Origin of the sequence: Agathobacter ruminis (assembly GCF_002735305.1) — a bacterium.
Lineage (GTDB): Bacteria > Bacillota > Clostridia > Lachnospirales > Lachnospiraceae > Roseburia > Roseburia ruminis.
Genome location: NZ_PDYG01000123.1, coordinates 11,149 through 36,770, shown reverse-complemented (window position 1 = coordinate 36,770; position 25,622 = coordinate 11,149). Strand labels below are relative to the sequence as shown.

Annotated in this window: 24 protein-coding genes and 1 other annotated feature; all 24 genes read right to left on the bottom strand. The window is 43.6% G+C overall.

Translation table 11 applies throughout. The features are described from left to right. Positions 1-14 precede the first annotated feature (14 nt). The 24 genes from CSX02_RS11350 to rpoC all read right to left on the bottom strand — a co-directional run bounded on the left by CSX02_RS11350 (position 15) and on the right by rpoC (position 25,607). Complete coding sequence (locus CSX02_RS11350; RefSeq protein WP_031544062.1) at positions 15-443, bottom strand: flagellar protein FlaG; 429 nt, start codon at positions 441-443, stop codon at positions 15-17. Between the two features lie 157 nt (positions 444-600). Further along, positions 601-822 carry a carbon storage regulator CsrA gene (gene csrA, locus CSX02_RS11345; protein WP_031544060.1) on the bottom strand — a complete coding sequence of 74 codons (222 nt, stop codon included), beginning with the start codon at positions 820-822 and terminating at the stop codon, positions 601-603. A gap of 1 nt (position 823) precedes the next feature. After that, positions 824-1,291, bottom strand: a complete 468-nt coding sequence (locus CSX02_RS11340; protein WP_031544059.1) for a flagellar assembly protein FliW — start codon at positions 1,289-1,291, stop codon at positions 824-826. A 40-nt stretch (positions 1,292-1,331) separates the two neighbouring features. Beyond that, entirely contained in the window at positions 1,332-2,828 is a 1,497-nt protein-coding gene (flgL, locus tag CSX02_RS11335) for a flagellar hook-associated protein FlgL (RefSeq protein WP_031544058.1), read from the bottom strand. A gap of 23 nt (positions 2,829-2,851) precedes the next feature. Then, entirely contained in the window at positions 2,852-4,705 is a 1,854-nt protein-coding gene (flgK, locus tag CSX02_RS11330; RefSeq protein ID WP_099386747.1) for a flagellar hook-associated protein FlgK, read from the bottom strand. A 62-nt stretch (positions 4,706-4,767) separates the two neighbouring features. Further along, positions 4,768-6,594: a flagellar hook-associated protein FlgK gene (locus CSX02_RS11325; protein ID WP_099386802.1), complete on the bottom strand. Its 1,827-nt coding sequence runs from the start codon at positions 6,592-6,594 to the stop codon at positions 4,768-4,770. A gap of 19 nt (positions 6,595-6,613) precedes the next feature. Next, positions 6,614-7,126, bottom strand: a complete 513-nt coding sequence (locus CSX02_RS11320) for a flagellar protein FlgN (RefSeq protein ID WP_031544054.1) — start codon at positions 7,124-7,126, stop codon at positions 6,614-6,616. Between the two features lie 17 nt (positions 7,127-7,143). Further along, complete coding sequence (gene flgM / locus CSX02_RS11315; RefSeq protein ID WP_031544053.1) at positions 7,144-7,437, bottom strand: flagellar biosynthesis anti-sigma factor FlgM; 294 nt, start codon at positions 7,435-7,437, stop codon at positions 7,144-7,146. Positions 7,438-7,688: 251 nt separating this feature from the next. Further along, a complete protein-coding gene (gene mreB / locus CSX02_RS11310) occupies positions 7,689-8,684 on the bottom strand; it encodes a rod shape-determining protein (protein WP_031544051.1) in 996 nt (331 codons plus the stop codon). 183 nt (positions 8,685-8,867) lie between these two features. Further along, positions 8,868-9,482 (bottom strand): manganese efflux pump MntP, encoded by a 615-nt coding sequence (locus tag CSX02_RS11305; protein ID WP_099386746.1) that lies wholly within the window; start codon positions 9,480-9,482, stop codon positions 8,868-8,870. Positions 9,483-9,488: 6 nt separating this feature from the next. After that, positions 9,489-10,157, bottom strand: coding sequence for a class I SAM-dependent methyltransferase (locus tag CSX02_RS11300; RefSeq protein WP_099386745.1), 669 nt, complete (start codon positions 10,155-10,157; stop codon positions 9,489-9,491). 19 nt (positions 10,158-10,176) lie between these two features. After that, positions 10,177-11,904: a proline--tRNA ligase gene (locus tag CSX02_RS11295; protein WP_099386744.1), complete on the bottom strand. Its 1,728-nt coding sequence runs from the start codon at positions 11,902-11,904 to the stop codon at positions 10,177-10,179. Between the two features lie 70 nt (positions 11,905-11,974). After that, positions 11,975-12,147 (bottom strand) — a binding site (T-box leader). Positions 12,148-12,208: 61 nt separating this feature from the next. Further along, positions 12,209-12,535, bottom strand: a complete 327-nt coding sequence (locus CSX02_RS11290; protein WP_031544047.1) for a hypothetical protein — start codon at positions 12,533-12,535, stop codon at positions 12,209-12,211. 82 nt (positions 12,536-12,617) lie between these two features. After that, positions 12,618-13,313 carry a hypothetical protein gene (locus CSX02_RS11285; protein WP_099386743.1) on the bottom strand — a complete coding sequence of 232 codons (696 nt, stop codon included), beginning with the start codon at positions 13,311-13,313 and terminating at the stop codon, positions 12,618-12,620. A gap of 5 nt (positions 13,314-13,318) precedes the next feature. Further along, a complete protein-coding gene (locus CSX02_RS11280; protein WP_099386742.1) occupies positions 13,319-13,966 on the bottom strand; it encodes an ABC transporter ATP-binding protein in 648 nt (215 codons plus the stop codon). Between the two features lie 22 nt (positions 13,967-13,988). After that, positions 13,989-14,207 carry a hypothetical protein gene (locus CSX02_RS13425; protein WP_143248188.1) on the bottom strand — a complete coding sequence of 73 codons (219 nt, stop codon included), beginning with the start codon at positions 14,205-14,207 and terminating at the stop codon, positions 13,989-13,991. 487 nt (positions 14,208-14,694) lie between these two features. Next, entirely contained in the window at positions 14,695-15,303 is a 609-nt protein-coding gene (locus tag CSX02_RS11270) for a hypothetical protein (RefSeq protein WP_143248187.1), read from the bottom strand. Positions 15,304-15,373: 70 nt separating this feature from the next. Continuing rightward, the gene (locus CSX02_RS11265; protein ID WP_031544040.1) at positions 15,374-16,198 is read right to left on the bottom strand and encodes a hypothetical protein; all 825 of its coding nucleotides are present in this window, start codon (positions 16,196-16,198) and stop codon (positions 15,374-15,376) included. A gap of 54 nt (positions 16,199-16,252) precedes the next feature. Continuing rightward, a complete protein-coding gene (locus CSX02_RS11260) occupies positions 16,253-16,660 on the bottom strand; it encodes a hypothetical protein (RefSeq protein ID WP_099386739.1) in 408 nt (135 codons plus the stop codon). Positions 16,661-17,052: 392 nt separating this feature from the next. Further along, positions 17,053-18,240, bottom strand: a complete 1,188-nt coding sequence (gene tuf, locus CSX02_RS11255) for an elongation factor Tu (RefSeq protein WP_031542447.1) — start codon at positions 18,238-18,240, stop codon at positions 17,053-17,055. Between the two features lie 120 nt (positions 18,241-18,360). Next, positions 18,361-20,478: an elongation factor G gene (gene fusA, locus CSX02_RS11250; protein WP_031542444.1), complete on the bottom strand. Its 2,118-nt coding sequence runs from the start codon at positions 20,476-20,478 to the stop codon at positions 18,361-18,363. 21 nt (positions 20,479-20,499) lie between these two features. Then, positions 20,500-20,970, bottom strand: a complete 471-nt coding sequence (gene rpsG / locus CSX02_RS11245) for a 30S ribosomal protein S7 (RefSeq protein WP_031542442.1) — start codon at positions 20,968-20,970, stop codon at positions 20,500-20,502. 152 nt (positions 20,971-21,122) lie between these two features. Then, positions 21,123-21,542 (bottom strand): 30S ribosomal protein S12, encoded by a 420-nt coding sequence (gene rpsL, locus CSX02_RS11240; protein ID WP_031542440.1) that lies wholly within the window; start codon positions 21,540-21,542, stop codon positions 21,123-21,125. Positions 21,543-21,680: 138 nt separating this feature from the next. Next, entirely contained in the window at positions 21,681-25,607 is a 3,927-nt protein-coding gene (gene rpoC, locus CSX02_RS11235) for a DNA-directed RNA polymerase subunit beta' (protein WP_099386738.1), read from the bottom strand. Positions 25,608-25,622: the final 15 nt, after the last annotated feature.

The window sequence follows — 25,622 nt, the reverse complement described above, 5'->3', positions numbered from 1 at the left end:
CGACCCCTCCTGTCTTATCTCTTCTCGTCTACAAGCAGACCTGCCATTTCCCAAACCTTGGCTATCATGTCAAGTGTTTTCTCCGGAGGTAACTCCTTGATGACTTCCTTCGTGTCTTTGTCTACCAATTTAATGGTAACGCGATTGGTCGCCTCATGAATTCCAAAAATTGCTTCGGAATTGTTGGCGCGCTTATTGATATCTTCCACCGCTTTTTTGATTGCAGCCTGCTGCTGCTCCGGTGTCATTTGCTGACCCTGATGATCCTCCGGGTCAGGATTGGTTTCCTGTGTGTTTAACTTGCTGGTTTCGGATGCGATTTTCTCTGATGTGATTTGAATTTCAGATGCATCCACTTTGGACTGTGCCTCGTGTCGCACTTCTGCAGTTGACGCACTTCCCTGATAAGTCATTCCTGCTCCGCTGATTGCTTCTATTGCCATGATCTTTACACCTCCATGTGACTAAACCTGACGAAAAATGTGAAATTTTAGGGGTCTACTAATAGAGTAGATTGCCCGTCTACTTACATTATCGTCCTAACCCTCAAAAAAGTTTATAGCAAAATAAAAATTTTTTTAAAAAAATTTTTCTGACACATTATCCAATGAGATTCTTCAACAAGTCGAAGCTTTCCTGAGTAGCGGTAGCTTCTTCGTTTTCCTTCTGAATCTGTAAGAATACTTCCTTACGATAAATCGGAACATCTTTTGGTGCGCTGATACCGATCTTGATCTGATCACCGCGAATCTCTAATACAGTTACTTCGATATTATTATTGATAACAAGGGCTTCGCCTTTCTTTCTCGTCAATGCTAACATATTATTCACCTGCCCTTTCTGACTTCTTGGCCTGAAGGACTTCGTAAACTTTGTACTTGATCGGAAGATCGTCTTCGACGATAATCTGAACGCCCTTCTGGGTTTCGTTGTTGATTACGATAGGTGCTTTTAAGTTAACAGAGAAATCCTTAATCTCCTTTGGAACCGTAACGGTTACCAGGATAAAGGTATTGTCCTCGTTTAATTTTCCAAGTGGTTCGATGATTTCAGCCGATACATTTGGATTGTAATCTTCCTTAACTGCAGCCGGGTTCATAACCGGAAATGCGATATCAGGATCATCCATAGACTGAAGCCACATAATGGAGGTCTCACGCACTCCTTTTTCTTCATCAAAGATCAAAGCGAAATGATTCAGCTGTGGAAAACCGATCATTCCCTTGTCCATGGTAATAATCTTGTCATCAGCGATATCAATATCACCGAAAAGTCTTGTTTTTGCCTTCATGGTCTTTCCTTCCTCCCGCTCCACGGGTGTGCACATTGGTTTACAAATACTTGAGTAAGCTTTGTTCTCCTACTTTCGAAGCTGCTGTCAATGATGAAGTATATGCATTATAAGCAGCATAGTAGTCAATAATGACATCTGACATCTCGCGGTCTTCATTGGAAGACTTCAACTGCTCCACTGTTGTGCTCTGATTCTCAACACGGTTCTGTGTCAGCGACAGACGCGCCTGCATGGAGCCGACATTGGTAATCGCGGTATTTACTTTTGTCAGATAGTTGTTAAAGTTGCCGACATAGCTGTCATAGAGCTTTTGCAGATTGTCATTTGCGAGATCCTGCTCTTTCTTTGCCACATCCAGATATCCCTGAAGGACTTCCTGCGACTCAGGATCTGCATACTGCTCCTGACGCATCATCTCTTCGATACGGCCGACTTTTGTCTCCGCATCGATTGCATATTTGACTGCGTCAATCATCTCCGACACATCTCTGTCAATGTCCTGGCTGAATACATTGCGTGCCTGGGTGTTGACTGTCAGCTGTGTATTTGCAGAAATCGTATAGTTGATTTCCTGTTCTTCCAATGTAAATACAACCTCATCATCCTTTCCCGGATTCAGAGTGCAATTGAAATAATATTCCGGACGCAGATCTCCTTCCACGAATCCGGTCTTGTTGTAGTTCACTGTCATGGACTGCTTGTTTTCGATGATTTCTTCCGCCATATCCTTCGGGATAACCATCTCGCCGGTTGACTTGATGAAAATGCAGGTGGTTGCATCGTCAGCAAGCGGGAAATCCGCAGATTCTGTCCATTGTTTCTCGTCGTCATATACCGTGATGTCCGTATATTCGGTCCCATCAATCATAAATGCATTGGTATCCGAAAGTTCTGCTCCGGAATAAGCCAGGCGAACTCTGTAATTGGTCTCTCGGCCAACATTCTCGGTATATTCGGTATTATTCTGCTTATGCTGTGCCACATCTGTTGCGGACGGCACTGCTGCATCTCCGTAATAGAAGCGATGCTGTTTGAGATCCTCAAAGGTATAATTCTGTTCAATCGCATAGGAAGTCTCCGGTGCATCTTCGTTGAATGTCAGATTCTCCGTGGTGCGATATCCTGTAAAGACCGTGCGTCCGGCATAGTCTGCGTTACCTTCAGTATATATCTGATCTTGCAAAGCTTCAAGATTTTTCAGAATTGTCTGACGATCGTCTGCAGTTAACGTGTCGGTTGAACCGTTGACACACTGGGTTCTGATGTCCGTCAGCAGGTCTTTCATATTATTTAATGCCGTGTAGGTGACATCCAGCCACGAAGCGGCATCCTTGATATTGTTGTCCAGATACTGCGTAATATGTGACATGGAAGTGCCCAGGCGAAGAGAACGAATCGCAATCACCGGATTTTCGGATGCCTTGCTGATTTTCTTTTGGGTTGTCATCTGCGTATTGTACTTGTCTACATTGACCTTGTTGCCATTGATGTTGGTCTTTGTATTGTCCATGATCATATTATTCGTAATTCTCATATGATGATCTCCTTACGCGTGCTTTAGGTTACTCCTGTCTCGTTGATCAGTTTGTCATAGAGCTGTGTCATGATGCTGATCATCTTTGAAGAAAGATTATATGCATTCTGGAAGCGGATCAGATCCAGAGCTTCTTCGTCTTCATCAACTCCGGCCACCGATTTTCTCTGCTGATCCATCGATGCTGCCAGGTTCTTATAGTTCTTGAAAAAGATATCTGATTTGTTGGTGTCAACCGAAATGTCCGAGAGCAATGTCTCAAGGAAGCTCTCCGCGTCATCTCCGCGGAACATCGTGACATCAGCCTGTAATTTTTTGAGTTCCGTAATCAGCTCATAGGCATCCGTTCCGTTTGTGACATCCTTTGTGGTTGCAAAATAACGCGGATCGCGAATGCTGTTGATGTTGACCTGAAATGTACCTGCTGTCAGCTGATAATAGGTATTGGATTTATCTGTAAAGGTTGCTTCATTGGAACCCGGATCGTAAGCTGCATCATACTGCTCTGAATAGTCAAATACGGTTCCTACCAGATTCTCTGCAGTAAAGAATGTTCCCATCGGTTCCCCATCGAGGGTCTCTCCGGTTCGCTCAATGTCATTGAAGGCCTTCGCAAAAGTACGAATGAACTGGTTGATCTGTGCCATATAATATGGGACACCCATTGCATCTACCGACGCGCCGACCACGCCATTCTTTCCAACCAGACGATCCATCAATGCCGGTGAAGTATTGTTGTTCTCCTCTGCGAGCTGGAATGTCACAGAAGAAATGGTACCGTCTTCGGTCATCTCGATTTCAAATGAATCATAATGGTAAGAGTAATTGCCGATTGTGACGCTTCCGCGATCTGCAACGGCAAATGCTGCCAGATCGGTAATTGCCAGATCCTCAATGCGAATGGTATTGGCATTTGCAATCGTTACGGTTCCATGCTCGGAATCGGCATTGTTGCCGTCGCGCATCTGGAACAGTCCCTTAAGGGTTCCGCCTGCTGTTCCGCCCGATACCGCGAAGTTCATCTTGGTATCGCTCCATACAATATCATACAAACCATCGATATCACATTGATTGTTCTTGTAATCGGTGGATGTAATCTCAAGTGTCCGATGGTCAAATCCATCTACCAAAACCTGTCCGTTGATAAAAATACGACAGGTCTTTACCCCGAGGTTTTCTCCGTTGGTATTGTAGACATCCACTTCTGAGGTCTCTACTTTTACCATTGTGGACAACTGATCGAGCAGAGAATTGCGTTCATCCCGCAACTGGTTTGCCGTACCGCCTCTGACTTCGAGGTTATAGATTTCTTTGTTCAGCAGTGCCAGCTTCTCAGACATGGCATTTACCGAATCCAGAGAAGTTTTGATTTCTTCATTACAGTCTTTTTGCAGTTCCTGCAAATCTGTATAAAGCGCATTAAAATATGTACAGAGGCTCTGCGCCTTGTTGATAAACTGATTGCGCGCGCTGACATCACTCGGTCCGCCTGTAATCACCGAATCCAGCGCATTAAACATATTGGCAAAAATAGTAGAGAATCCGTTTTGTGTGCTGTCATCCTTCAGAATCCCCTGAATCTGATCGAGATAGTACAGCTTCTGTTCAAACAGACCGTAGCTGCTGTTGTTTTCCCAATATTTTGTATCATAATAAACGCTTCTTGTCTGCGTAATCTTGCTTGCCTCAACGCCGGTACCGACACTACCGTATCTCTCACTGATGCGCAGAGCGGCAGTCGATGTAATCTCGGTTGTCTGGCGGGTATATCCTTCGGTTTTGACATTTGCGATATTGTTCGCAGTGGTATTAACCGCTGTCTGGTAGGTTGACAACGCACTGCTTCCAATATTCAATCCCATAAATGTGGATGCCATATGCCACTCCTTTCATCATATTTTCGTCTTGATAATGATATCGGCACGAATGGCAAATTCCTTTAGATGAGTCCAACAATCGTTTCTGTCATCTGAGAGATGACTGTCATAAAACGGCTTGACGCGTTATAGGCCGATTGGAATTTGACCATATTGGTCAATTCTTCGTCGGATGATACACCGGTGACCTGCTGTCTGGAATTTTCCAGCGATGCTTTCGTCGCCTGCAAGGTCTCGGATGCGGAAAAATAGATATTTCCGTCTGTCGCGAGCTTGTTTATCATCTTATTATAGTAATTTTCGAAATTTGTCACATTCTTGTCCATCGGATTGAGTGTCAGTGTCGCGGAAGCCCACGCATTCGAAAGTGCTGCTCCCAGGTCGTATGCAACATCTCCATCCTTTTGATATGCAGGCATCAAAGTAATCTGCTTTTGCAATTCATCATTGATGCGTGTTGTGCCGAGGTGATACCAGGTGTTGGAGTTTTCCACATCCTCAGCATTATATACATAAACGGTACGACCGCCGGCCTGCACCTGTGTGTATCTGTCCACACTGTTGCGCACGAACAATTCGCGCGGTGGCAACTGGTGATCAATTCCGTAATAACATTTATCTTCATCGAGAATCTGCGCTGTCTCTGTTGCGACAATCTGCGTTTTCCCGTTTTGTACTCCAATAATATAGTAACTGTTGCTCTCCGATTTGCTGCCATGCAGCTGGTAAACGCTGTCCTGATTTCCGATTTCATCCGGCATGACGGTCGTCGTTGCCAGACCCATATCATCGAGGATTGCCTTTGAATCGTCTATGCTCATATTCGGGCAAAACAGGTCATTGATGACATTGACCACTTTGCTGAACATCTGATCCAGCTCCGCTTCCACTTCCATCATGGTCGAACTCTCAATCTTGGAGAAGCTCTCCAGGCTTGCCATATCTTCTTTGGTTCCGAAATGATCGCCGCGCTGAATCAGGAGTGCTTTTACCGCACCGATGTCGGTATTGTTCTCCGTCTTTGCATCATAGGTCAGATTGAACACTTCGATATAGGTTTTTGTATCGTCATTGGAGAGATGTGGCCAGTATGGTGTATCAAATCCGGTATCGGAATCATACAATACGTTCATGTTCATGCAGCCTCGATCGATGACAAATTCCGCGCCTTCGAGTTCGATGGTTACAAAACCAAACTGATCCTCTGTCGCCTCGATTTTTGCCAGGCCGGACAACTGATCAATCAGCTGATCCCGTTCATCGCGCATGGTCATGGCCGTCTCAACGCCGGCAGACTCTACACGCTGAATTGCGACATTCAGTTCATAGATTCGATTTCCGATTTTGTTGATGGTGTCTACTGAGTCCTTGATCTGTTCATTTAAGTTGGACTGATGACTCTTGAAATCAGAGTACAAAGATGCACTTCTGCTCAGAAAGAGTTCACATTTCTGCAGCAACAGATTCTGTTTGGTGGAATCTTCCGGTTCCTTGGCCATCTCTTCGATTGCCGTATACAGATCTTTGATGCTGTTGGCGAATTGCTCGCCATCGAGCTCCTGAAGCAAATCCTCCACCTGAGTGGTTACTTCATAGCAGGTAGAATAAAAAGATTCTCTTCCTGTTTCCAAGCGAAATGCTTTATCTAAAAAGATATCGCGGGCATGAACTACATCTCCAATCGAGACACCGAGTCCCGCCTGTTGCAGATTTGTAGTACTGCTCGCAATTTTAAGTGTTGCATATTCCTGGTCCGCAAATCGAACCTGTTGCCGAACATAGCCTGTGGTATTGACATTGGCTAAGTTGTTGGCAGTTGTATTCAGTGCGTTCTGTGCGCCCATTAAACCGGACTGGCCGATATAAAGGCTTCCAAAGCCGTTTGCCATACCTTATTCCTCCTATCTGTTATTGTTTTGCGTCGAAGCCACTACCCCCTAAAAGAGCGCCTGTGTTATAGGCATTGCGGTTGTAGTTTGCAGTTTCAGGTGCTTGTCGCAAACTTTTGAATAAGGTAATGTCAAATTCGGTGAGTTCAATCGCCTGATTCAATAAGGCCTCATTTTGGACATTAATCCGCTGCATCTCATTTGCAGCTTCCAAAAGCTGATCCCTTGCATCGGTGAGTTGTTGTACCGCCTGCGGTTGTGATGCAAGCGCAACAATGAGTTTCGTAACTGTCATCTGCTCGGAGCCTTTGCCAAGTACGTTCGCAATATCTCCGAGCAAAGCAATCTGACGATTGCTTTCGGATAACAGACGATCGCTTAAAGCCTGTTCTTTTTCTGTCAATGCCTCTAATGCAGGGATATCACCACGAATCAGAATGTCTTTCTTTTCTGTTCCGCATTCGATTAACTCTCCGTATATCTCCTTTTCATTATGCAATACTTCGACTAATTCCTCGACCAAGCTTGCCACGAATGATTCCTCATTTCCTAGAATGTAATTTTCTCGTTATACTTTGCAAGTAACTTGCTGGCGAAGTCGCCTTCATTCACAGTATATTTTCCCGAATCCACCATTGCTTTAAGTTCTGCGACCTTATCTTCCCTGACGTCTGAAGCTCCCGACACTGCAGCTTTAGCTACCTGAAAATCGCGAGCGGTCTGGGAAATGGTCAACTGATCAGATGCCTGCTGCACTCCATAAGCAGATTGAGCCTTTGACACCTTATTTGTTGCTTGTGTTCCGTAAACCTGGGCGATTTGATTATATGCATCTATACGCATAACAGCATCTCCTTTCTTCCCTGAAATAACTTCTTTAATGAAAATATCGGACGCAACGTCCAAAACCTTAACCTTGATTTTAAAAATATTTCGTTGCCACTGATGTTTTCTTGAAATGTATATCGGAGGATTTTCGGGGAACTTAACCCCTTTTTTTAATATCGTACTTTTATCCTAGCAGATATGCGATTCTTCTGCAATATCTGATTTATAAAAGCCCCCGCAAACTGCGGGGGCCCATATCGTTCTGATTAAATTTCGTCGCGCTTTCCGGCAAGGAATTCGACATATTTTCCGGTTCCGATGGCAACACAGGTCATTGGCTGCTCTGCTGTCATGGTATTGATTCCGGTCTTGTCTTCGATGAGTTCTTCAAGACCGCGAAGAAGTGCTCCACCACCGGTCAATACAATACCGCGGTCAGCGACATCGGCTGCAAGTTCCGGAGGAGTCTTCTCCAGTACGGAATGTACTGCTTCTACAATTTGAAGAGTCGGCTCACGAAGTGCTTCTTCTGTTTCTTCGGAAGTCACTGTAATGGTACGAGGAAGACCGGTCACAAGGTTACGGCCGCGTACATCCATCGTGTCATTGGTTGCAAGAGGGAAACAGGTTCCGATCTTGATCTTGATATCTTCTGCGGTGCGCTCACCAATCAAAAGATTGTGTTTCTTTCTCATGTAACGGACAATTGCCTCGTCAAAATCATCGCCGGCAATCTTGATGGATGTGCTGACAACAGATCCGCCGAGTGAAATTACGGCGATATCCGAGGTACCACCACCGATATCCACGATTAAGTTTCCACATGGCTTTGCAATATCAATTCCGGCTCCGATTGCTGCTGCGATCGGCTCCTCGATAATTTCCACTTCACGGGCACCTGCTGCATAACTTGCATCTTCTACTGCCTTCTTCTCGACTTCTGTTACACCGGAAGGTACACATACGCTGATGCGTGGCTTGCGGAAGCTCTTCTTGCCAAGTGCTTTTTGAATGAAATATTTGATCATCTTTTCGGTAACAGTATAATCCGAAATAACGCCCTGGCGAAGCGGACGCACTGCTACGATATTGCCCGGAGTACGGCCAAGCATCAGACGCGCTTCTTCTCCGATGGCCTTAATCTTGTTGGTGTCGCGATCAAAAGCCACAACTGATGGCTCCTTTAATACAACACCCTTTCCTTTTATATAAACCAGAATGCTGGCAGTTCCCAAATCAATTCCGATATCTGATCCAATCATTTTCTACTCCTTCCTGAGGGTCATCTCAGTTTCTATCTATCGTATATGTCATGTAACAATCTTTTTCAAATTTCATGTCGCAAAATGCAGCTTCACGCGAAATGGGCGCAAAAATCCACATACACTAACATTATATACAATTTCTGCAGTTTTTCAACACTTTTGTTGTGAATCCGGCAAGGTTTATGCCGGAATTCCCTTGAGGAAGATCTCGATTCCGATTCCAATCAGAATCAGCCCACCAAAAACAGAAGCTTTGCCCAGCAAATGCATGCCGACAAATTTGCCGACTTTCAATCCTCCGAGACAAATGATAAAAGTGACCACCGCAATGATGATTGCGGCAACAAAAGCCATTACCGGCGGATAGTTCTCGATGGTAAAGCCAACCGAGAGTGCATCGATAGAGGTGGCAAGGCCCTGAATCAGCAGAACCGAAACCGTCAGCTTCTTTTCCTCTGCAGCCAGGCAGATTTCTTTAACCTCATCGCTTTTGCAGTTTTCGCGGATGCCTTCCCACAGCATTTTGCCTCCGATATACAGCAGCAAAAGCAGTGCAATCCATGGTACCATGCGTTCAAACATCACAAACTGATCTGCAATCAGATGCACACAGGTCCAGCCGACCATCGGCATCAAAAACTGAAAGAACGCATATACGCCGGCCATCCAGATACCTTTGCGCATCCGCATGCCCGGCTCGTTTAGCCCGTTTACAATGGACACCGAAAATGCATCCATTGCGAGCCCTATGCCCAACAATATGCTATTTAAGAAAAATAAAAAATCCCAACTCATAAAATCCTAGTGTAAAACAATGCAATCATATCGGATTGCTTTTCCTTTCATAGAATAGGAAGGTTTCCTGCCGTCCAGATATGGACCCTTTAGCGGCCGCTTGATGACAATGCGCCTCGGATTGGCAGCAATTGCAGCTTCAAGCAGCTCCGTCTCATTGTCGCATGGACGCTCAAGCTGTTGCAGCAACTGAAATTTCTTTTTAATCAGACCGCTCTTTTTGCGCTCCGGAAACATCGGATCGAGTAAAATGACATCGACCGGCTGTGCCATGTTGTGCATTATCTCAATACTGTCACCGTGCTTTAATTGCATGCGTGCAACCGCGTGCATCAAGTCCGGATCCTGTTTTGCCCGCTCTACCGTGTCCGAAAGCAGTGCAAATATAATCGGATCATATTCACACAATTGCACATCAAACCCGGCAGCCGCGAGCAAAAGCGAATCTTCTCCCATTCCGGCTGTCGCATCAAATAAAGTCGGATGATCTATCCCTTTGATTTTTGCGGCACGCACCAGCATCTCCCCATTGAGGCGGTTTGGCGTCAAGCGGGGAATCATATGTGTGAAATCGCCGCACATGGACAGCTCACCTTTGCACAGAGTCAGCCCTTCCGGCCGCTGTTCCAGCGTCAGTCCCGCCTTTGTCAAAAGTTCATAATCGTCTTTGTTCATTCGTAATTCAGGCAATCCCTTAAGCCTGCATAATTTTGTCGGTCAGAGTTTGAATCAATTCCTGTGTCTTAGCTACGATTTCGTCCTTCTTTACCTGCTCCTGTACGCTCTTATCGCGTGTTGCAAGCTCGATTTCACCATTTGCAAGACCCTTTGGACCTACGACAATACGAACAGGTACGCCGAGTAGATCTGCATCTGCAAACATTGCACCTGCGCGCACATCACGATCATCATAAATGACTTCTACACCGGCATTCTGCAATTCCTCATAAATGCGATCGGCTTCTGCCTTGCAGGCGCTGTCATCGACACGCATGCAGCACAGATGTACCTGCCATGGAGCGATTGTGATTGGCCAGATTGGTCCACGTTCATCATGCTTTGCTTCACATACGGAAGCAGCCAGACGGCCGACTCCGATTCCGTAGCAACCCATGATAGGGGTCTTGGTTTTACCGTCTTCTGCTGTATAAGTCATATTCATGCTTTCGGTATATTTGGTTCCCAACTGGAAGATATTACCTACTTCGATTCCGCGGCTGATGGTGATGGTCTTCTTGCCACAGCATGGGCAGATGCCACCTTCTTTGATTTTTGCCACATCGACAAATTCCACGCCTTCACAGTCACGGGCAAGATTCATGCCGGTATAATGGTAGTCCACTTCGTTTGCTCCGCATACGAGGTTCTCAATTCCCTGCAAAGATTTGTCATAGATTACCTGACAGTCAGCCTTCAGTCCGACCGGTCCGCAGAATCCGGCTACAATGCCACATCCATCTGTGATTTCAGCCGGATGAACCTTGTCTCCAATCAGGTTCACGAGCTTGGTTTCGTTCACTTCATAATCACCGCGCAGGAATACCACTACATATTCGTCCGTCATATTCTTCTGATATACCACAGCCTTGCATGATTCTTCTACTTTTGCATGTAAGAATCCGCATACTTCATCCATGGTCTTGGCATTCGGTGTATGCACTTTTGTAAGTTCTCCGATTGGTGCGCTTCCACTGTTATCAACAGTATTGTCCGCAGCTTCCATATTGGCACTGTATCCACATTCCTTGCAAAGAACGATGGAATCTTCACCGGCATCCACCAAAAGCATATATTCATGCGATACGCTTCCACCAATCATTCCGGAATCGGATTTTACGGATACGACTTCCGGGATTCCCGCTCTCTTGAAAATGCGGAAATATGCTTCTGCCATTCTGTCATAGTAAGCTTCCAGATCTTCCTGGGACGTATGGAAAGAATAAGCATCCTTCATGGTAAATTCGCGTACGCGAATCAATCCGGCACGAGGTCTTGCCTCATCGCGGAATTTGGTCTGAATCTGGTAAATAGAAAACGGATAGTTTGCATAAGTGCTTCCATATTCACGCACCAGCTGTACTGCTGCCTCTTCATGTGTCATTCCAAGTACCATCTTGGCACGGTTACGGTCGGTGAATCGCAACAATTCCTCGCCGACGCTTTCATAGCGTCCCGATTCTTCCCACAGCGATCCCGGCAATACAACAGGGAACATCACTTCCTGTGAATCCACCTTTTCCATCTCATCGCGAATAATGGCTTCGATCTTGGAAGTCACACGCTTCATCGGCGTATACAGGGAATAAATACCATTGGAAACATATTTGATGTAACCGCCTCGCACAGAAAAGGCATGACTGTCAATCACACAGTCGGCCGGGCGTTCTTTGAATCGTAATCCTACTAAGTCTTTTAATTTCATCTTCTTTTTGCTCCTTTTCTTTTTAATGAAAAAAGCGGATTCCATTCATCCGAAAAACACATCTGATGTATTTTAGGACGAATCAAATCCGCGTTACCACCTAAATTCAGGTATTACCTGCTCTCATTTATAGAATTGTATAGCTCCAAGGCCGGTTCTACGCTTTACTCACCAAAGTCTCACACCATCCGACTTCTCTCTGCAGGCTTTCCACCGTATACTATTCCTTATCGACGCACGACTTGATTGTAATACGCGAAGTCTGAAAAGTCAACCAAAATCTATCGTTTGAGCGGCTTGGATACTAGCCCTGCTTCAGTTGAAATTCACCTGCCAGAAATTGTTGCAGATTACCATCTACTTTGGTTTCTTTTCCATTGATAAAAATGCAGAACGGCTTCTCATGGTTCTGATTCAATGCCGAGCGGTTCGCAGCCAGCAAATATGCATATTCTTCTGCTTGTGTGTATGACTCAAAATAAGCGCATCTGTTGCCCATTGTCTGATCAGAGGTAATCCAATATTCCTCAACTAAAACAATCTTTGGATTTACATGACTTAATTTGATAAATTTGTCCATGCTATCCTGGCGTACCAGCTTGTATTCTTTATTTAAGCTTGAAAGTTCCATAGTTCACCTCGTTTTTTGAAATTATTCTACTCTGATTTATCCATTCTACCACATTGATGGCAAAACTGCCAATCGGAACAATCTACCATTTTAATACTTGTTCTCTCAGCGTCCTATAGAGGTCTAGCTCCTCCTGATGAATGGTAAGCAAATCCATATCCTTTATTTCTCTGTACGCATAACGCTCTCCATCACCATAGACTCTTTCCGAATCCAGGACATCCGCGTTTAACTCGGACAATCTGTATGTCGAATATAATGATGTGCTTGGATAATATGTCCGCTTTTCCTTTTGACTCATTTGATATCCATCAATTACTTTCAGATGATTCAAAAAGACGATATACTCTTCCCCAACTTTCATCAGTTGATAACCTACTTTTTCTTCATAAATCTGAAAATCCTGATTAAACGATGCCGGTTCATAGATAAAGATTTCCTCTCCTGCAGAGATGTCGTCAGAGGTCTGTAATACTGCTTCTACCTGCACCTTTGTGAGTATAGAATTGGCTCGCAGTTGTCTGTCATTTGTCACTTTAACTTTTACGATACAGTCAGTTGCCGCTTTTAAGTCATCCATGTTATGAATGGATATACTGTTCTCGTCCGGCGCATCATCATATTGTTCCAGCAAATAATCATCCAATTCTCCGCTTTCTGACAGCTGATCCAATGTTGTCGCGCCATAATAGCTTGTACGCGTAACGATTGCAACACCAAACATCAATACCAGGGCAAACAAACATCCAATAAAAAATTTTTTTGTTGTTGCTGTCATATCATTTACCCCTCTTTTGACTGAACATCGACTATTTTTCCGGCTTCCATTTTGATTTGTACATCAGATAAAGTCTCTATATCATCCCTATTATGGCTTGCCAATATAACCAATGTCCCGCGTTTTGCAAATTCTTTGATGATATCCCGGAATTGATTAACACTTTCCTCATCCAATGCATTTGTCGGCTCATCCAAAACCAAAAGATCCGGCTTTTCCATAATTGCCTGCGCGATTGCCAGTTTCTGCTTCATTCCAAGCGAATATTTTGAAACAGTTCTTTTATCACGATCATTTAACCCAACCATTTGCATTGCGTTTCGTATCTCGTCATCACATATTTTTTTTCGAATATCTGCTAGCAATCTAAGATTCTCATATCCCGTTGCATGTGTGAAAAATCCAGGATTTTCAATGATTGCTCCTACATTTTCAGGAAAATCAATATCCTGTCCTATCTTCTGCCCATCTATCATAATTTCTCCGGAATCTACATGAATTAATCCCAAAAGAGCTCTCATCAGCATTGTTTTTCCGGAACCATTCCGACCGTATATTCCATAAATATTTCCGGCACACATCTCAATAGAAATGTTATCCAAGACCTGATTTCCTTTTATATTTTTGTCTATATTCTTCACAATGATATTCATCTATACTCTCCAAATTCTTGTCTTATACAAATTCGTACTTCTTAAATTTCCACATTTGAACAAAAAAAACAACGACATACAATAATAGCATTGCGCATAATGCAAATCCCATTGTCATCTCACTGTGTCGGAAATAATTCCAGTTGCCCCAATAGCATGGCAGTCGATCAATCAACACCTGCCATGGTCCACGATTTTCATATATCACTCCAATCAAGAAAACAGGTGTTATGATAGCCAATATTGTCCCCAATACACTCACCGAATCCGGCAGGAAAAAATATAATAGATTTGATACTGACGCAAGCAGTAATAAATACGCTGTTTCATTCCAAATCCCTTCATAATATCCGTAACACCACGGTATTATATGCCATATCAATTCAAATAACACGATACTGAAAATCAGTTTCATATGCATTTGATACAGCCAATGCATTCGGTTGGGTGTTCTAAGAAAGATGAAAATAAAATTGCTTTTCATTTCCTTTATATAATCATTGATTACAAATGTAATTAGGAGGAATTGAGGTATAAAATATAGAATAACATACAATAAATCTGTACTGTCCTCTATTGTAATTCCGCCCCAAAAAGTGATTGCTTCTCTATGATTCCACCAAAAACCACCTACATTCAGATATCCATAATACGCAGAAAAGAACAGTTGCAGCAGTGCGAACATCAAAATGCATTTCATATGATACGCGTTTATTTTCATTTTTCCCTCACATCATAATGTCCTTGCGATTCGATTGTACAGTAATAACCCACTGACAAAGAGATGCCACGATTGCCATCCAACCGCAGATTATAGCATGTTGTACCCATTGATATCCATTCGCATGAATCAACAACGACGAATTAACGATGGACGAATAGTCAATCGGTACAAATCCCAATATTTTAGTTACTACGAATGGCATAAAACATAGTGCATAGACCACAAGAAAAGCCAATACATCTTTATTCCATTTCAGCTTGATGATGCCAATCACAAACGCAATGATATTAAATGAAAAAAAGTATCCCATCAGACTCAGTCCGAAATATGTAAGATTCATAGCCAGATCGACTCTGTATCCGAATATCAGCCAAACGATACTTAATGGTAACAATAATAGTATGGTATAGATTCCACTAATTATCAGGATTCTTTTTTCTATCCGACGCTTCCATGCCCCGCGTCCGCCCAATCGTAAAATCCATAAATTACTGAGCGCTGTTTCTTTTAATATAATTCCAGCAAAAATTGGTATCGCAACGGCTAATAATGTAATTTCATTCAACATATCCTGAAATAGTGCAAACAGATACAGCATAGGATCGCGATTCATTTGTCGCCATGTCAAGGCGCACAAAAACACTTCTAATCCTGCCGTCACATACCAAAATAATGATATTCGTTTAAATATACTCATATTGATATGCACCTCTGATTGTTAGAATGGTTCCTGCACCATAAATCAATATCACAAAAAGAATATAATCTGAAATTCGTACATAATGACCAACTTCCACATATGACAAAAAAGAGAGCAGTGGCATGTCTAAAATCTGCCCCATAATCGATAGTCCGATAAATAACAAAAAGATACCTATCGAAATATATAATGTTCGATATCGTTGGAAGATTTTCTGCAATTGAACAGCATAGCAAACGAATCCTATTCCGGCTCCAAGCACTGATATCAGCACCATATATATCAGATTATATAAATATGGATTTTGAACCTGCCAAAAATCCAATAATGCGTTTGAATCATAATTTAATGGCGCCAGATATTCAGCCACACCAAAACGATTACTATATCCTTCCACCGGAAATACAACAAGACATAGTAGCTGATTCACCAAAAGGGTAAATAATATGCTCGCCCCGGTTAATAATACCGTAACCAAAGCATTTCCAAAAACATATTGTTTGCGACTCATTCGCGTCATCGAAAACAATCCCCCCCCCGATTTCTCTCCATTCCTTCTGGTTCCGGCACACATAACGGCCGCAATCAACGGGAATGTCAAAGTAAAAATCTGCGCGACTGCACTCGCATTTGGTGATACCAGCAAAAAACTATCTGCTGCACTTCTGATATTTAAATAATTGCAATCATAGTATTTCATACAACTGATTACAATCCCGCCAAAACTAATCAAACACCAAAATGCAAAACATACTTTAAATTCAATTTGGTTCAAACATTCCTTCATTTGAACTTTTAATACTCTCATTTCATCTCCTTAATATTAAAGAAGGCAATCAGAGAAACCTGATTGCCTAAATAACTATCTGAAATCTACTTTTCCATCAGCGAATGCATATTCTCGCCAATACCAACTAGCATTTTCCATTCCAAGCATTACTTCTTTCCCCGCTTTATTAAATCCCTTTTCCGTGAACTTAATCTTTGCTGTACTACCAGCCTTCTGATCATAGTCATTCGATATTTGATCTTTATCTGAATCTGCAGCCCAAAAAGTAACTGTACTGGTATTTTTCAATGAAACCACTTTATTGTTAATATAATTATCATTATACTGCTTTTCATGTTGAGTTGTATAATTATTTCCTCTACGCGGAGGCAAAGAATATCCCCAATAGCCTTTATAATTATCTGCTGCATATATTGTTACAACACTCATTGCCAATAACAATCCTAGACCTAAAGTTCTTTTTAATAATCGTCTTTTCATTTTTACCCTCCCGATATTTCTTTTTATATTTATACTACATATCCGTCAATTATATGTCAATCTATATATTATTATTCATCATATTTTATGCTCATACATAATATAATTTTTGTTTATATATTTTCTTTTAGAATATCTTCGCGAAAATCACGGCAATATTCTATGCTTGCGTAATATTTAACTCTATATTTGTTAACGCCCACACATACCACTTTGTTTCAATCAAATCATTATATGACCCTTTTTCCACAATCGTTCCGTCTTTGATTGCTATGATTGAATCATAGATTTGCTGATTTAATACATATAATTTCTAAACAAAAAATTAAAGCCTTTCAGGATATTCCCTGAAAGGCTTTAATATATTTGGCTTATTTACTTTACGAATAAGATTACTCGATGATAGTAGCAACACGGCCTGAACCTACTGTTCTACCACCCTCACGGATAGCGAAAGTAAGACCCTGCTCCATAGCTACTGGGTGAATCAATTCGATAGTCATTTCGATGTTATCACCAGGCATGCACATTTCGGTTCCTTCTGGAAGGTTGCAAACACCGGTAACGTCAGTAGTTCTGAAGTAGAACTGTGGACGATAGTTATTGAAGAATGGAGTATGACGACCACCTTCATCCTTGGTCAATACGTAAACCTGAGCGGTGAACTTGCTGTGGCAGGTAACAGTACCTGGCTTGCAGAGACACTGTCCACGAACGATCTGGTCACGGTTGATACCACGAAGAAGAGCACCGATGTTATCACCAGCCTGAGCCTCGTCTAACATCTTACGGAACATCTCGATTCCGGTTACAACGGTCTTCTGAGTCTCTTCCTTAACACCAACGATTTCAAGTTCTTCGTTGAGGTGTAATGTACCACGCTCTACACGACCGGTAGCTACAGTACCACGACCGGTAATGGTGAATACGTCCTCTACAGGCATAAGGAATGGCTTATCAGTGTCACGCTCTGGATCTGGGATGTACTCATCAACAGTTGCCATGAGTTCCATGATCTTGTCGCCCCACTCGCCGTTTGGATCTTCAAGAGCCTTAAGAGCAGATCCCTTGATGATTGGGCAATCATTGAATCCGTACTCTTCAAGCTGCTCGGTAACTTCCATCTCTACGAGCTCGATAAGTTCTTCGTCGTCTACCATATCGCACTTGTTTAAGAAAACAACGATGTAAGGTACACCTACCTGACGAGAAAGAAGGATGTGCTCCTTTGTCTGAGCCATAACACCGTCAGTAGCAGCAACTACAAGGATAGCGCCGTCCATCTGAGCAGCACCGGTGATCATGTTCTTAACGTAGTCAGCATGTCCCGGGCAGTCAACATGTGCATAATGTCTCTTCTCTGTCTGATACTCAACGTGTGCGGTAGAAATGGTAATACCACGCTCTCTCTCTTCCGGAGCCTTATCGATGTTCTCGAAATCTACCTTTGCATTTCCTGCTACGCGCTCAGCTAAAACCTTAGTGATTGCTGCAGTTAAAGTTGTTTTACCATGATCTACGTGACCGATGGTTCCGATGTTACAATGTGGTTTGGTTCTGTCAAAATGTTCCTTTGCCATTTGTAAAATTCCTCCTTAGAATAATTACCCGTTTGGGTTAATTTTTTTCTTTAACCCGACTATCCTTGATTATACGGGATTAGTCGGGCATTTTCAAGTTTTTAGCGAAATAAAAACGATTTATTTGTCCTTGTTTGCAAGGATCTTTTCCTGAACATTCTTTGGTACCGGCTCATACTTCTCGAAGAACATTGAGTAGTTACCACGACCCTGTGTCTTAGAACGAAGGTCGGTAGAATATCCAAACATCTCAGCAAGTGGTACATAACCGCGTACGATCTTTCCGCCGCCGAGATCATCCATACCTTCAATACGTCCACGACGTGAGTTGATATCACCGATTACATCACCCATGTATTCTTCCGGCATGGTTACTTCAACCTTCATGATAGGCTCAAGAAGAACCGGAGATGCCTTAGCCATAGCTTCCTTGAAGCACATAGATCCGGCAATATGGAATGCCATTTCTGATGAATCGACTTCGTGATATGATCCGTCGTATACGGTAGCATGAATACCAACTACAGGGAATCCACCAAGGGATCCTGCCTTAGTTGCCTCTTCGATACCTTCGCCAACTGCTGGGATGTATTCCTTAGGAATAGCACCACCGACAACTTCGGAATCGAACTTGAAGAGTTCTTCTCCGTTGGCATCCATCGGCTCGAAACGAACTTTACAATGTCCATACTGTCCACGACCACCGGACTGTTTTGCATATTTGTATTCCTGATCAACAGGCTTGGTGAAGGTTTCCTTGTATGCTACCTGAGGAGCACCAACGTTTGCCTCTACCTTAAATTCACGGAGAAGACGGTCAACGATGATCTCAAGGTGAAGCTCACCCATACCAGCGATGATGGTCTGTCCTGTTTCCTGATCGGTATGTGCACGGAATGTAGGATCTTCTTCTGCCAACTTGGCAAGAGCTTCACCCATCTTACCCTGTCCAGCCTTGGTCTTAGGCTCGATTGCAAGCTCGATAACCGGCTCAGGGAATTCCATAGACTCAAGGATTACCGGATGCTGCTCATCACAGATTGTATCACCGGTAGTAGTAAGCTTAAATCCTACTGCTGCAGCGATATCACCGGAGTAAACAATGTCTAACTCTTCTCTCTTGTTTGCATGCATCTGAAGGATACGTCCAACACGCTCCTTCTTGCCCTTGGTTGCATTTAATACATATGATCCGGACTTGCAGGTTCCTGAATATACACGGAAGTATGCAAGCTTTCCTACGAATGGGTCAGTCATGATCTTGAATGCCAAAGCTGCGAATGGCTCTTCATCAGAAGCGTGCTTCTCAACTTCGTTTCCTTCAAGGTCAGTTCCCTTAATTGCAGGAATATCTGTAGGTGCAGGCATATACTCAACTACTGCATCGAGTAACTTCTGAACACCCTTATTTCTGTAAGCAGAACCACAGCATACAGGAATTGCTGTACACTCACAGGTTGCTTTACGAAGAACCTTCTTCATTTCTTCTACAGATGGTTCTTCTCCTTCAAGATACATCATCATCAGATCATCGTCTAATTCGCAGATCTTCTCTACCAATTCGTTACGATATTCTTCTGCCTGAGCAGCCATATCTCCAAGGTCGTCGGTAACAGTGATATCATCACCCTTATCGTCGTTGTAGATATATGCCTTCATCTCAAACAAATCGATGATTCCCTTGAAGTCATCTTCTTTTCCGATAGGAAGCTGAAGAACGATTGCGTTCTTTCCTAAACGGGTACGGATCTGCTCAACAGCTCCGTAGAAGTTTGCACCAAGGATATCCATCTTATTGATGAATGCCATTCTTGGTACGTTGTATGTATCAGCCTGACGCCATACATTTTCAGACTGTGGCTCAACACCACCCTTTGCACAGAAGACACCTACGGCGCCGTCAAGTACACGGAGTGAACGCTCTACTTCTACTGTAAAGTCAACGTGACCCGGGGTATCAATGATGTTGATACGATGCTCTAATGCACCCGGCATTGGCTTGGTCTCTTTTTCAAGAGTCCAATGACAAGTAGTAGCGGCTGAAGTAATGGTAATACCTCTTTCCTGCTCCTGCTCCATCCAGTCCATGGTAGCAGTACCTTCATGAGTATCACCAATCTTGTAGTTAACACCGGTATAGTAAAGAATACGCTCGGTCAATGTGGTCTTACCAGCATCGATGTGCGCCATAATACCGATGTTTCTTGTTCTATCAAGTGGATATTCTCTTCCAGCCAAGATTTTTTCCTCCTATTATTATTAGAAACGATAGTGTGCAAAAGCCTTGTTTGCTTCTGCCATCTTGTGCATATCTTCTTTTCTCTTTACAGCTGCTCCTGTATTGTTTGCAGCATCGAGGATTTCGTTTGCAAGACGCTCTTCCTGAGTCTTCTCACCTCTTGCACGAGAAAATGTGGTAAGCCAACGAAGTGCTAATGCCTGGCGACGATCCGGGCGAACCTCGATCGGAACCTGATAGGTAGCACCACCGATACGTCTAGCCTTAACTTCAAGAGCCGGCATAACGTTGTTCATGGCTTCTTCAAATACTTCGAGAGCTGGCTTTCCAGCTTTCTCTTCAACTCTGGCGAATGCACCGTAAACGATCTTCTGAGCTACACCTTTCTTACCATCTAACATGATGTTATTGATAAGCTTGGTAACTACCTTATCGTTGTAAAGTGGATCTGCCAGAACGTCTCTTTTCTGAGTATGTCCTTTACGTGGCACGTTACTTCCCTCCTTAACTAAAATTTTTTGTTAGATCTTCGGTACTCACATGTGTCTTACTAATGTGTTCGTGCAGGTATATTGAAAATCAATTCCCAACACTTTACGTTAGTTTTCGTTTGTGAAATACATTTCATTGCACTAAGCGTAAATTACTTAGCAGCCTTTGGTCTCTTAGCGCCGTACTTAGAGCGAGCCTGCTTACGATTTGCAACACCTGCAGTATCCAATGTACCACGGATGATGTGATAACGTGTACCTGGTAAATCCTTAACACGACCACCGCGAATCAAAACAACGCTATGCTCCTGAAGGTTGTGACCTTCACCCGGAATGTAAGATGTTACTTCGATTCCGTTAGAAAGACGTACTCTGGCGATCTTTCTAAGAGCTGAGTTAGGCTTCTTAGGTGTAGCAGTCTTAACAGCTGTACAAACACCACGCTTCTGTGGAGAAGATGTGTTAACGGCCTTCTTCTGAAGAGAGTTAAAGCTTCTCTGAAGTGCAGGTGCAGTAGATTTCTTAACTGAAGTCTGACGACCTTTTCTTACTAACTGGTTGAATGTTGGCATTGATTTCACCTCCTATTAGAATATATTTTTGCATATTATTACGCATGCTAAAATATTGTATCATATTTTCCCAAATTGTCAAGCAAAAAATAGGACACAGAATCACGCTGATTCTGTGTCCTTATTTATAGAAGCTTTTTATTCAAAATCGTCGAGCACTTCTGCTGTAATCATTTCGTCCTGATCATCAAACATCTCTGCGTCGATTTCTTCTAAGTTGGTATCGAGATCGAGAACTGCATTTGCAGCCACATCACTGTCCAACTTGATATTGCGGTAACGCTTCATACCGGTTCCTGCAGGAATCAGCTTACCAAGGATTACGTTTTCCTTCATACCAATCAATGGGTCAACCTTACCCTTGATTGCTGCTTCGGTAAGAACCTTGGTGGTCTCCTGGAAGGATGCAGCTGAAAGGAATGAGTTGGTAGCAAGAGAAGCCTTTGTGATTCCGAGAAGAATCTGTTCTTCTTTTGCAATTTCCTTTCCTTCTGCCTCGAGTTCTTCGTTCTTTTCGATGAAGTCGAGAGAGTCAACCATGCTTCCCGGAAGGAATTCGGAGTCTCCAGCTTCCTCGATGCGAACTTTCTGAAGCATCTGACGAACGATAACCTCGATATGTTTATCGTTGATATCTACACCTTGCAGACGATATACGCGCTGTACTTCGCGAAGCATGTAATCCTGAACGGCACGAACACCCTTAATCTTTAAGATGTCATGTGGGTTTACAGAACCTTCGGTAATTTCATCACCGGCTTCAAGTACTGCTCCGTCAAGGATCTTGATTCTTGATCCGTAAGGAATCAGATAAGTCTTGGTCTCTCCGGTCTCGTTGTTGGTTACAATTACTTCACGCTTCTTCTTGGAGTCTTTAATAGTTGCAACACCGGCAATCTCAGTGATGATTGCAAGACCCTTCGGCTTACGTGCCTCGAAAATTTCTTCGACACGAGGAAGACCCTGAGTAATATCGCTTCCGGCTACACCACCGGTATGGAATGTTCTCATGGTAAGCTGTGTACCAGGCTCACCGATGGACTGTGCTGCAATAATACCGATTGCTTCACCAACCTGTACGGCCTGTCCGGTAGCCATGTTTGCTCCGTAACACTTCGCACAAACACCCATATGTGAACGGCAGGTCAAAATGGTACGAATCTTAACCTGATCGATCGGATTTCCGTTTGCATCAACACCCTTTGAAAGGATTCTTGCTGCACGGCTTGGAGTGATCATATGGTTCTTCTTGACAATCACATTGCCGTCTGCATCGCAGATGGTCTCACATGAGAATCGTCCTGTAATACGATCCTTGAGGCTTTCGATGGTTTCTTTTCCATCCATGAATGCCTTTACTACCATTCCAGGGATCTCACGATCGGTGCCTTCGCAGCAATCGCGCTCACGAACGATGATATGCTGTGATACGTCTACCAGTCTTCGTGTCAAATATCCGGAGTCCGCAGTTCTAAGCGCGGTATCTGAAAGTCCCTTACGAGCTCCATGCGCAGACATGAAGTACTCGAGTACGTCCAGACCTTCACGGAAGTTTGACTTGATTGGCAACTCGATGGTACGTCCTGTTGTATCAGCCATCAGACCACGCATACCTGCCAACTGCTTGATCTGCTGGTTAGATCCACGGGCACCGGAGTCAGCCATCATGAAGATGTTATTATATTTATCCAATCCATCAAGAAGGGCCTTGGTCAACTCATCATCCGTCTCTTTCCATGTCTCAACAACACCTTTGTAACGCTCTTCGTCAGTTACGAATCCACGTTTGTACTGTGCTGTAATACGGTCTACGGTCTTCTGAGCCTGTTCGATCAATTCCGGCTTCTGTGGCGGCACGGTCATATCTGAAATAGATACGGTCATAGCCGCGATGGTGGAATACTTGTATCCCATTGCCTTTACATCATCCAATACTTCGGCGGTCTTTGTTGCGCCGTGGGTATTGATGACTTTCTCAAGAATTGCCTTGATCTGCTTCTTTCCAACCTGGAAGTCAATCTCATACTTGAGTACTTCATCCGGGTTAGAACGGTCTACATAACCAAGATCCTGAGGAATGATTTCGTTGTAAAGCAATAAGCCGAGTGTGGTCTCTACGAAGCCTTCTACTTCAACCGGCTGCTCATCGCCCGCCGGAGTTGTCATTGCTTTACGATATACATAAATCTTCTGGTGAAGTGTAATCTCACCATTCTCATGTGCAAGCAGTGCCTGGTTCATGCTTCCGTAATGATATCCGAGGACATCAATTGCTTTACATAATACCTTACGGCCTTTTGGCTCTCCATTCTCATCGGTTCCGACAATATCACTCATATCGCGATACCAGATAAAGTCATAGAGACTAATCTTTGCCTTGCCGTTCTTGCCCGGCTCTGCATCCTTTTTGATTTCTTCTTCTGACAGATAGATGTGGTCGCTGACCGCTTCTACCTTTGCATCATCCATATAGTTTGGAAGCTTTCTCATTGTCAGATAGTATCCACCAAGTACCATATCCTGTGAAGGTACTGCTACCGGACCACCATCGGAAGGCTTCAAAAGGTTGTTTGGAGAGAGCAGCATGAAGCGGCACTCTGACTGAGCCTCTACAGACAATGGAAGGTGAACCGCCATCTGGTCACCGTCGAAGTCGGCGTTGAATGCGGTACATACCAACGGATGCAATTTGATTGCCTTTCCTTCTACAAGGATTGGCTCGAATGCCTGAATACCCAATCTGTGAAGAGTAGGTGCTCTGTTCAGCATTACAGGGTGTTCCTTGATTACCTCCTCAAGTACATCCCATACAACATCTTCCTGACGCTCTACCATCTTCTTGGCAGATTTGATGTTGTGTGCTGTTCCGTTTGCGGAAAGCTCTTTCATTACAAATGGCTTGAATAATTCGATTGCCATTTCCTTTGGAAGTCCGCACTGGTAAATTTTAAGCTTTGGCTCTACGCAGATAACGGAACGACCGGAGTAGTCAACACGTTTTCCGAGCAGGTTCTGACGGAAGCGTCCGCCCTTACCCTTTAACATGTCTGACAGAGACTTGAGTGCTCTGTTTCCAGGTCCGGTTACCGGACGTCCACGACGACCGTTATCGATCAATGCGTCAACCGCTTCCTGAAGCATACGCTTCTCGTTACGCACGATGATGTCCGGTGCGCCAAGGTCGAGAAGTCTTCTCAGACGGTTGTTACGGTTGATGATTCTTCTGTATAAGTCATTTAAGTCAGATGTAGCAAAACGACCACCGTCCAGCTGTACCATTGGACGAAGATCCGGTGGAATTACCGGGATTACGGTCATAATCATCCACTCCGGCTTGTTTCCGGATTCACGGAATGCCTCTACCACCTCAAGTCTCTTGATGATGCGGGCTCTCTTTTGTCCGGTTGAGTTTTCCAATTCAGCCTTTAATTCATCGGCTTCTTTGTCAAGGAATGTGTATTCCGGATCAGCATCACGGTCTACCGGTGCACTGAAGTGCTCCAATAATTCGCGGATGGATTCTGCACCCATTCCCACTCGGAACATGTGTGCTCCGTAGGTATCACAGGCGTCCTGATATTCAGCTTCAGTCAATACCTGCTTGTAGCTCAAAGAGGTCTCGCCCGGATCTAATACGATATAGGACGCAAAATATAAGACTCTCTCGAGAATACGTGGTGACAAATCAAGGATTAATCCCATACGGGAAGGGATTCCCTTGAAGTACCAGATGTGAGACACAGGAGCTGCAAGCTCGATGTGTCCCATACGCTCTCTGCGGACGCTGGACTTTGTGATTTCTACACCACACTTGTCACACACAACGCCCTTGTAGCGAATTTTTTTGTATTTTCCGCAATGACATTCCCAATCTTTGGTTGGTCCGAAAATCTTCTCACAGAACAAACCATCTTTTTCCGGCTTTAATGTTCTGTAATTGATGGTCTCAGGTTTCTTTACTTCGCCATATGACCACTCACGAATCTTTTCAGGTGACGCAAGTCCAATCTGAAGTGCGTCAAACTGCATTGCCTGATTTTGATCATTTACAGTTGTAGTTGGCATTTACGGGTTCTCCCT

What these genes read in the sequence shown, in the direction of transcription:
- CSX02_RS11350 (WP_031544062.1), bottom strand. Translation starts at nt 443, where the DNA reads ATGGCAATAGAAGCAATCAGCGGAGCAGGAATGACTTATCAGGGAAGT.
- csrA (WP_031544060.1), bottom strand. Translation starts at nt 822, where the DNA reads ATGTTAGCATTGACGAGAAAGAAAGGCGAAGCCCTTGTTATCAATAAT.
- CSX02_RS11340 (WP_031544059.1), bottom strand. Translation starts at nt 1,291, where the DNA reads ATGAAGGCAAAAACAAGACTTTTCGGTGATATTGATATCGCTGATGAC.
- flgL (WP_031544058.1), bottom strand. Translation starts at nt 2,828, where the DNA reads ATGAGAATTACGAATAATATGATCATGGACAATACAAAGACCAACATC.
- flgK (WP_099386747.1), bottom strand. Translation starts at nt 4,705, where the DNA reads ATGGCATCCACATTTATGGGATTGAATATTGGAAGCAGTGCGTTGTCA.
- CSX02_RS11325 (WP_099386802.1), bottom strand. Translation starts at nt 6,594, where the DNA reads ATGGCAAACGGCTTTGGAAGCCTTTATATCGGCCAGTCCGGTTTAATG.
- flgM (WP_031544053.1), bottom strand. Translation starts at nt 7,437, where the DNA reads ATGCGTATAGATGCATATAATCAAATCGCCCAGGTTTACGGAACACAA.
- mreB (WP_031544051.1), bottom strand. Translation starts at nt 8,684, where the DNA reads ATGATTGGATCAGATATCGGAATTGATTTGGGAACTGCCAGCATTCTG.
- CSX02_RS11305 (WP_099386746.1), bottom strand. Translation starts at nt 9,482, where the DNA reads ATGAGTTGGGATTTTTTATTTTTCTTAAATAGCATATTGTTGGGCATA.
- CSX02_RS11300 (WP_099386745.1), bottom strand. Translation starts at nt 10,157, where the DNA reads ATGAACAAAGACGATTATGAACTTTTGACAAAGGCGGGACTGACGCTG.
- CSX02_RS11295 (WP_099386744.1), bottom strand. Translation starts at nt 11,904, where the DNA reads ATGAAATTAAAAGACTTAGTAGGATTACGATTCAAAGAACGCCCGGCC.
- CSX02_RS11290 (WP_031544047.1), bottom strand. Translation starts at nt 12,535, where the DNA reads ATGGAACTTTCAAGCTTAAATAAAGAATACAAGCTGGTACGCCAGGAT.
- CSX02_RS11285 (WP_099386743.1), bottom strand. Translation starts at nt 13,313, where the DNA reads ATGACAGCAACAACAAAAAAATTTTTTATTGGATGTTTGTTTGCCCTG.
- CSX02_RS11280 (WP_099386742.1), bottom strand. Translation starts at nt 13,966, where the DNA reads ATGAATATCATTGTGAAGAATATAGACAAAAATATAAAAGGAAATCAG.
- CSX02_RS11270 (WP_143248187.1), bottom strand. Translation starts at nt 15,303, where the DNA reads ATGAATCGCGATCCTATGCTGTATCTGTTTGCACTATTTCAGGATATG.
- CSX02_RS11265 (WP_031544040.1), bottom strand. Translation starts at nt 16,198, where the DNA reads ATGAGAGTATTAAAAGTTCAAATGAAGGAATGTTTGAACCAAATTGAA.
- CSX02_RS11260 (WP_099386739.1), bottom strand. Translation starts at nt 16,660, where the DNA reads ATGAAAAGACGATTATTAAAAAGAACTTTAGGTCTAGGATTGTTATTG.
- tuf (WP_031542447.1), bottom strand. Translation starts at nt 18,240, where the DNA reads ATGGCAAAGGAACATTTTGACAGAACCAAACCACATTGTAACATCGGA.
- rpsL (WP_031542440.1), bottom strand. Translation starts at nt 21,542, where the DNA reads ATGCCAACATTCAACCAGTTAGTAAGAAAAGGTCGTCAGACTTCAGTT.
- rpoC (WP_099386738.1), bottom strand. Translation starts at nt 25,607, where the DNA reads ATGCCAACTACAACTGTAAATGATCAAAATCAGGCAATGCAGTTTGAC.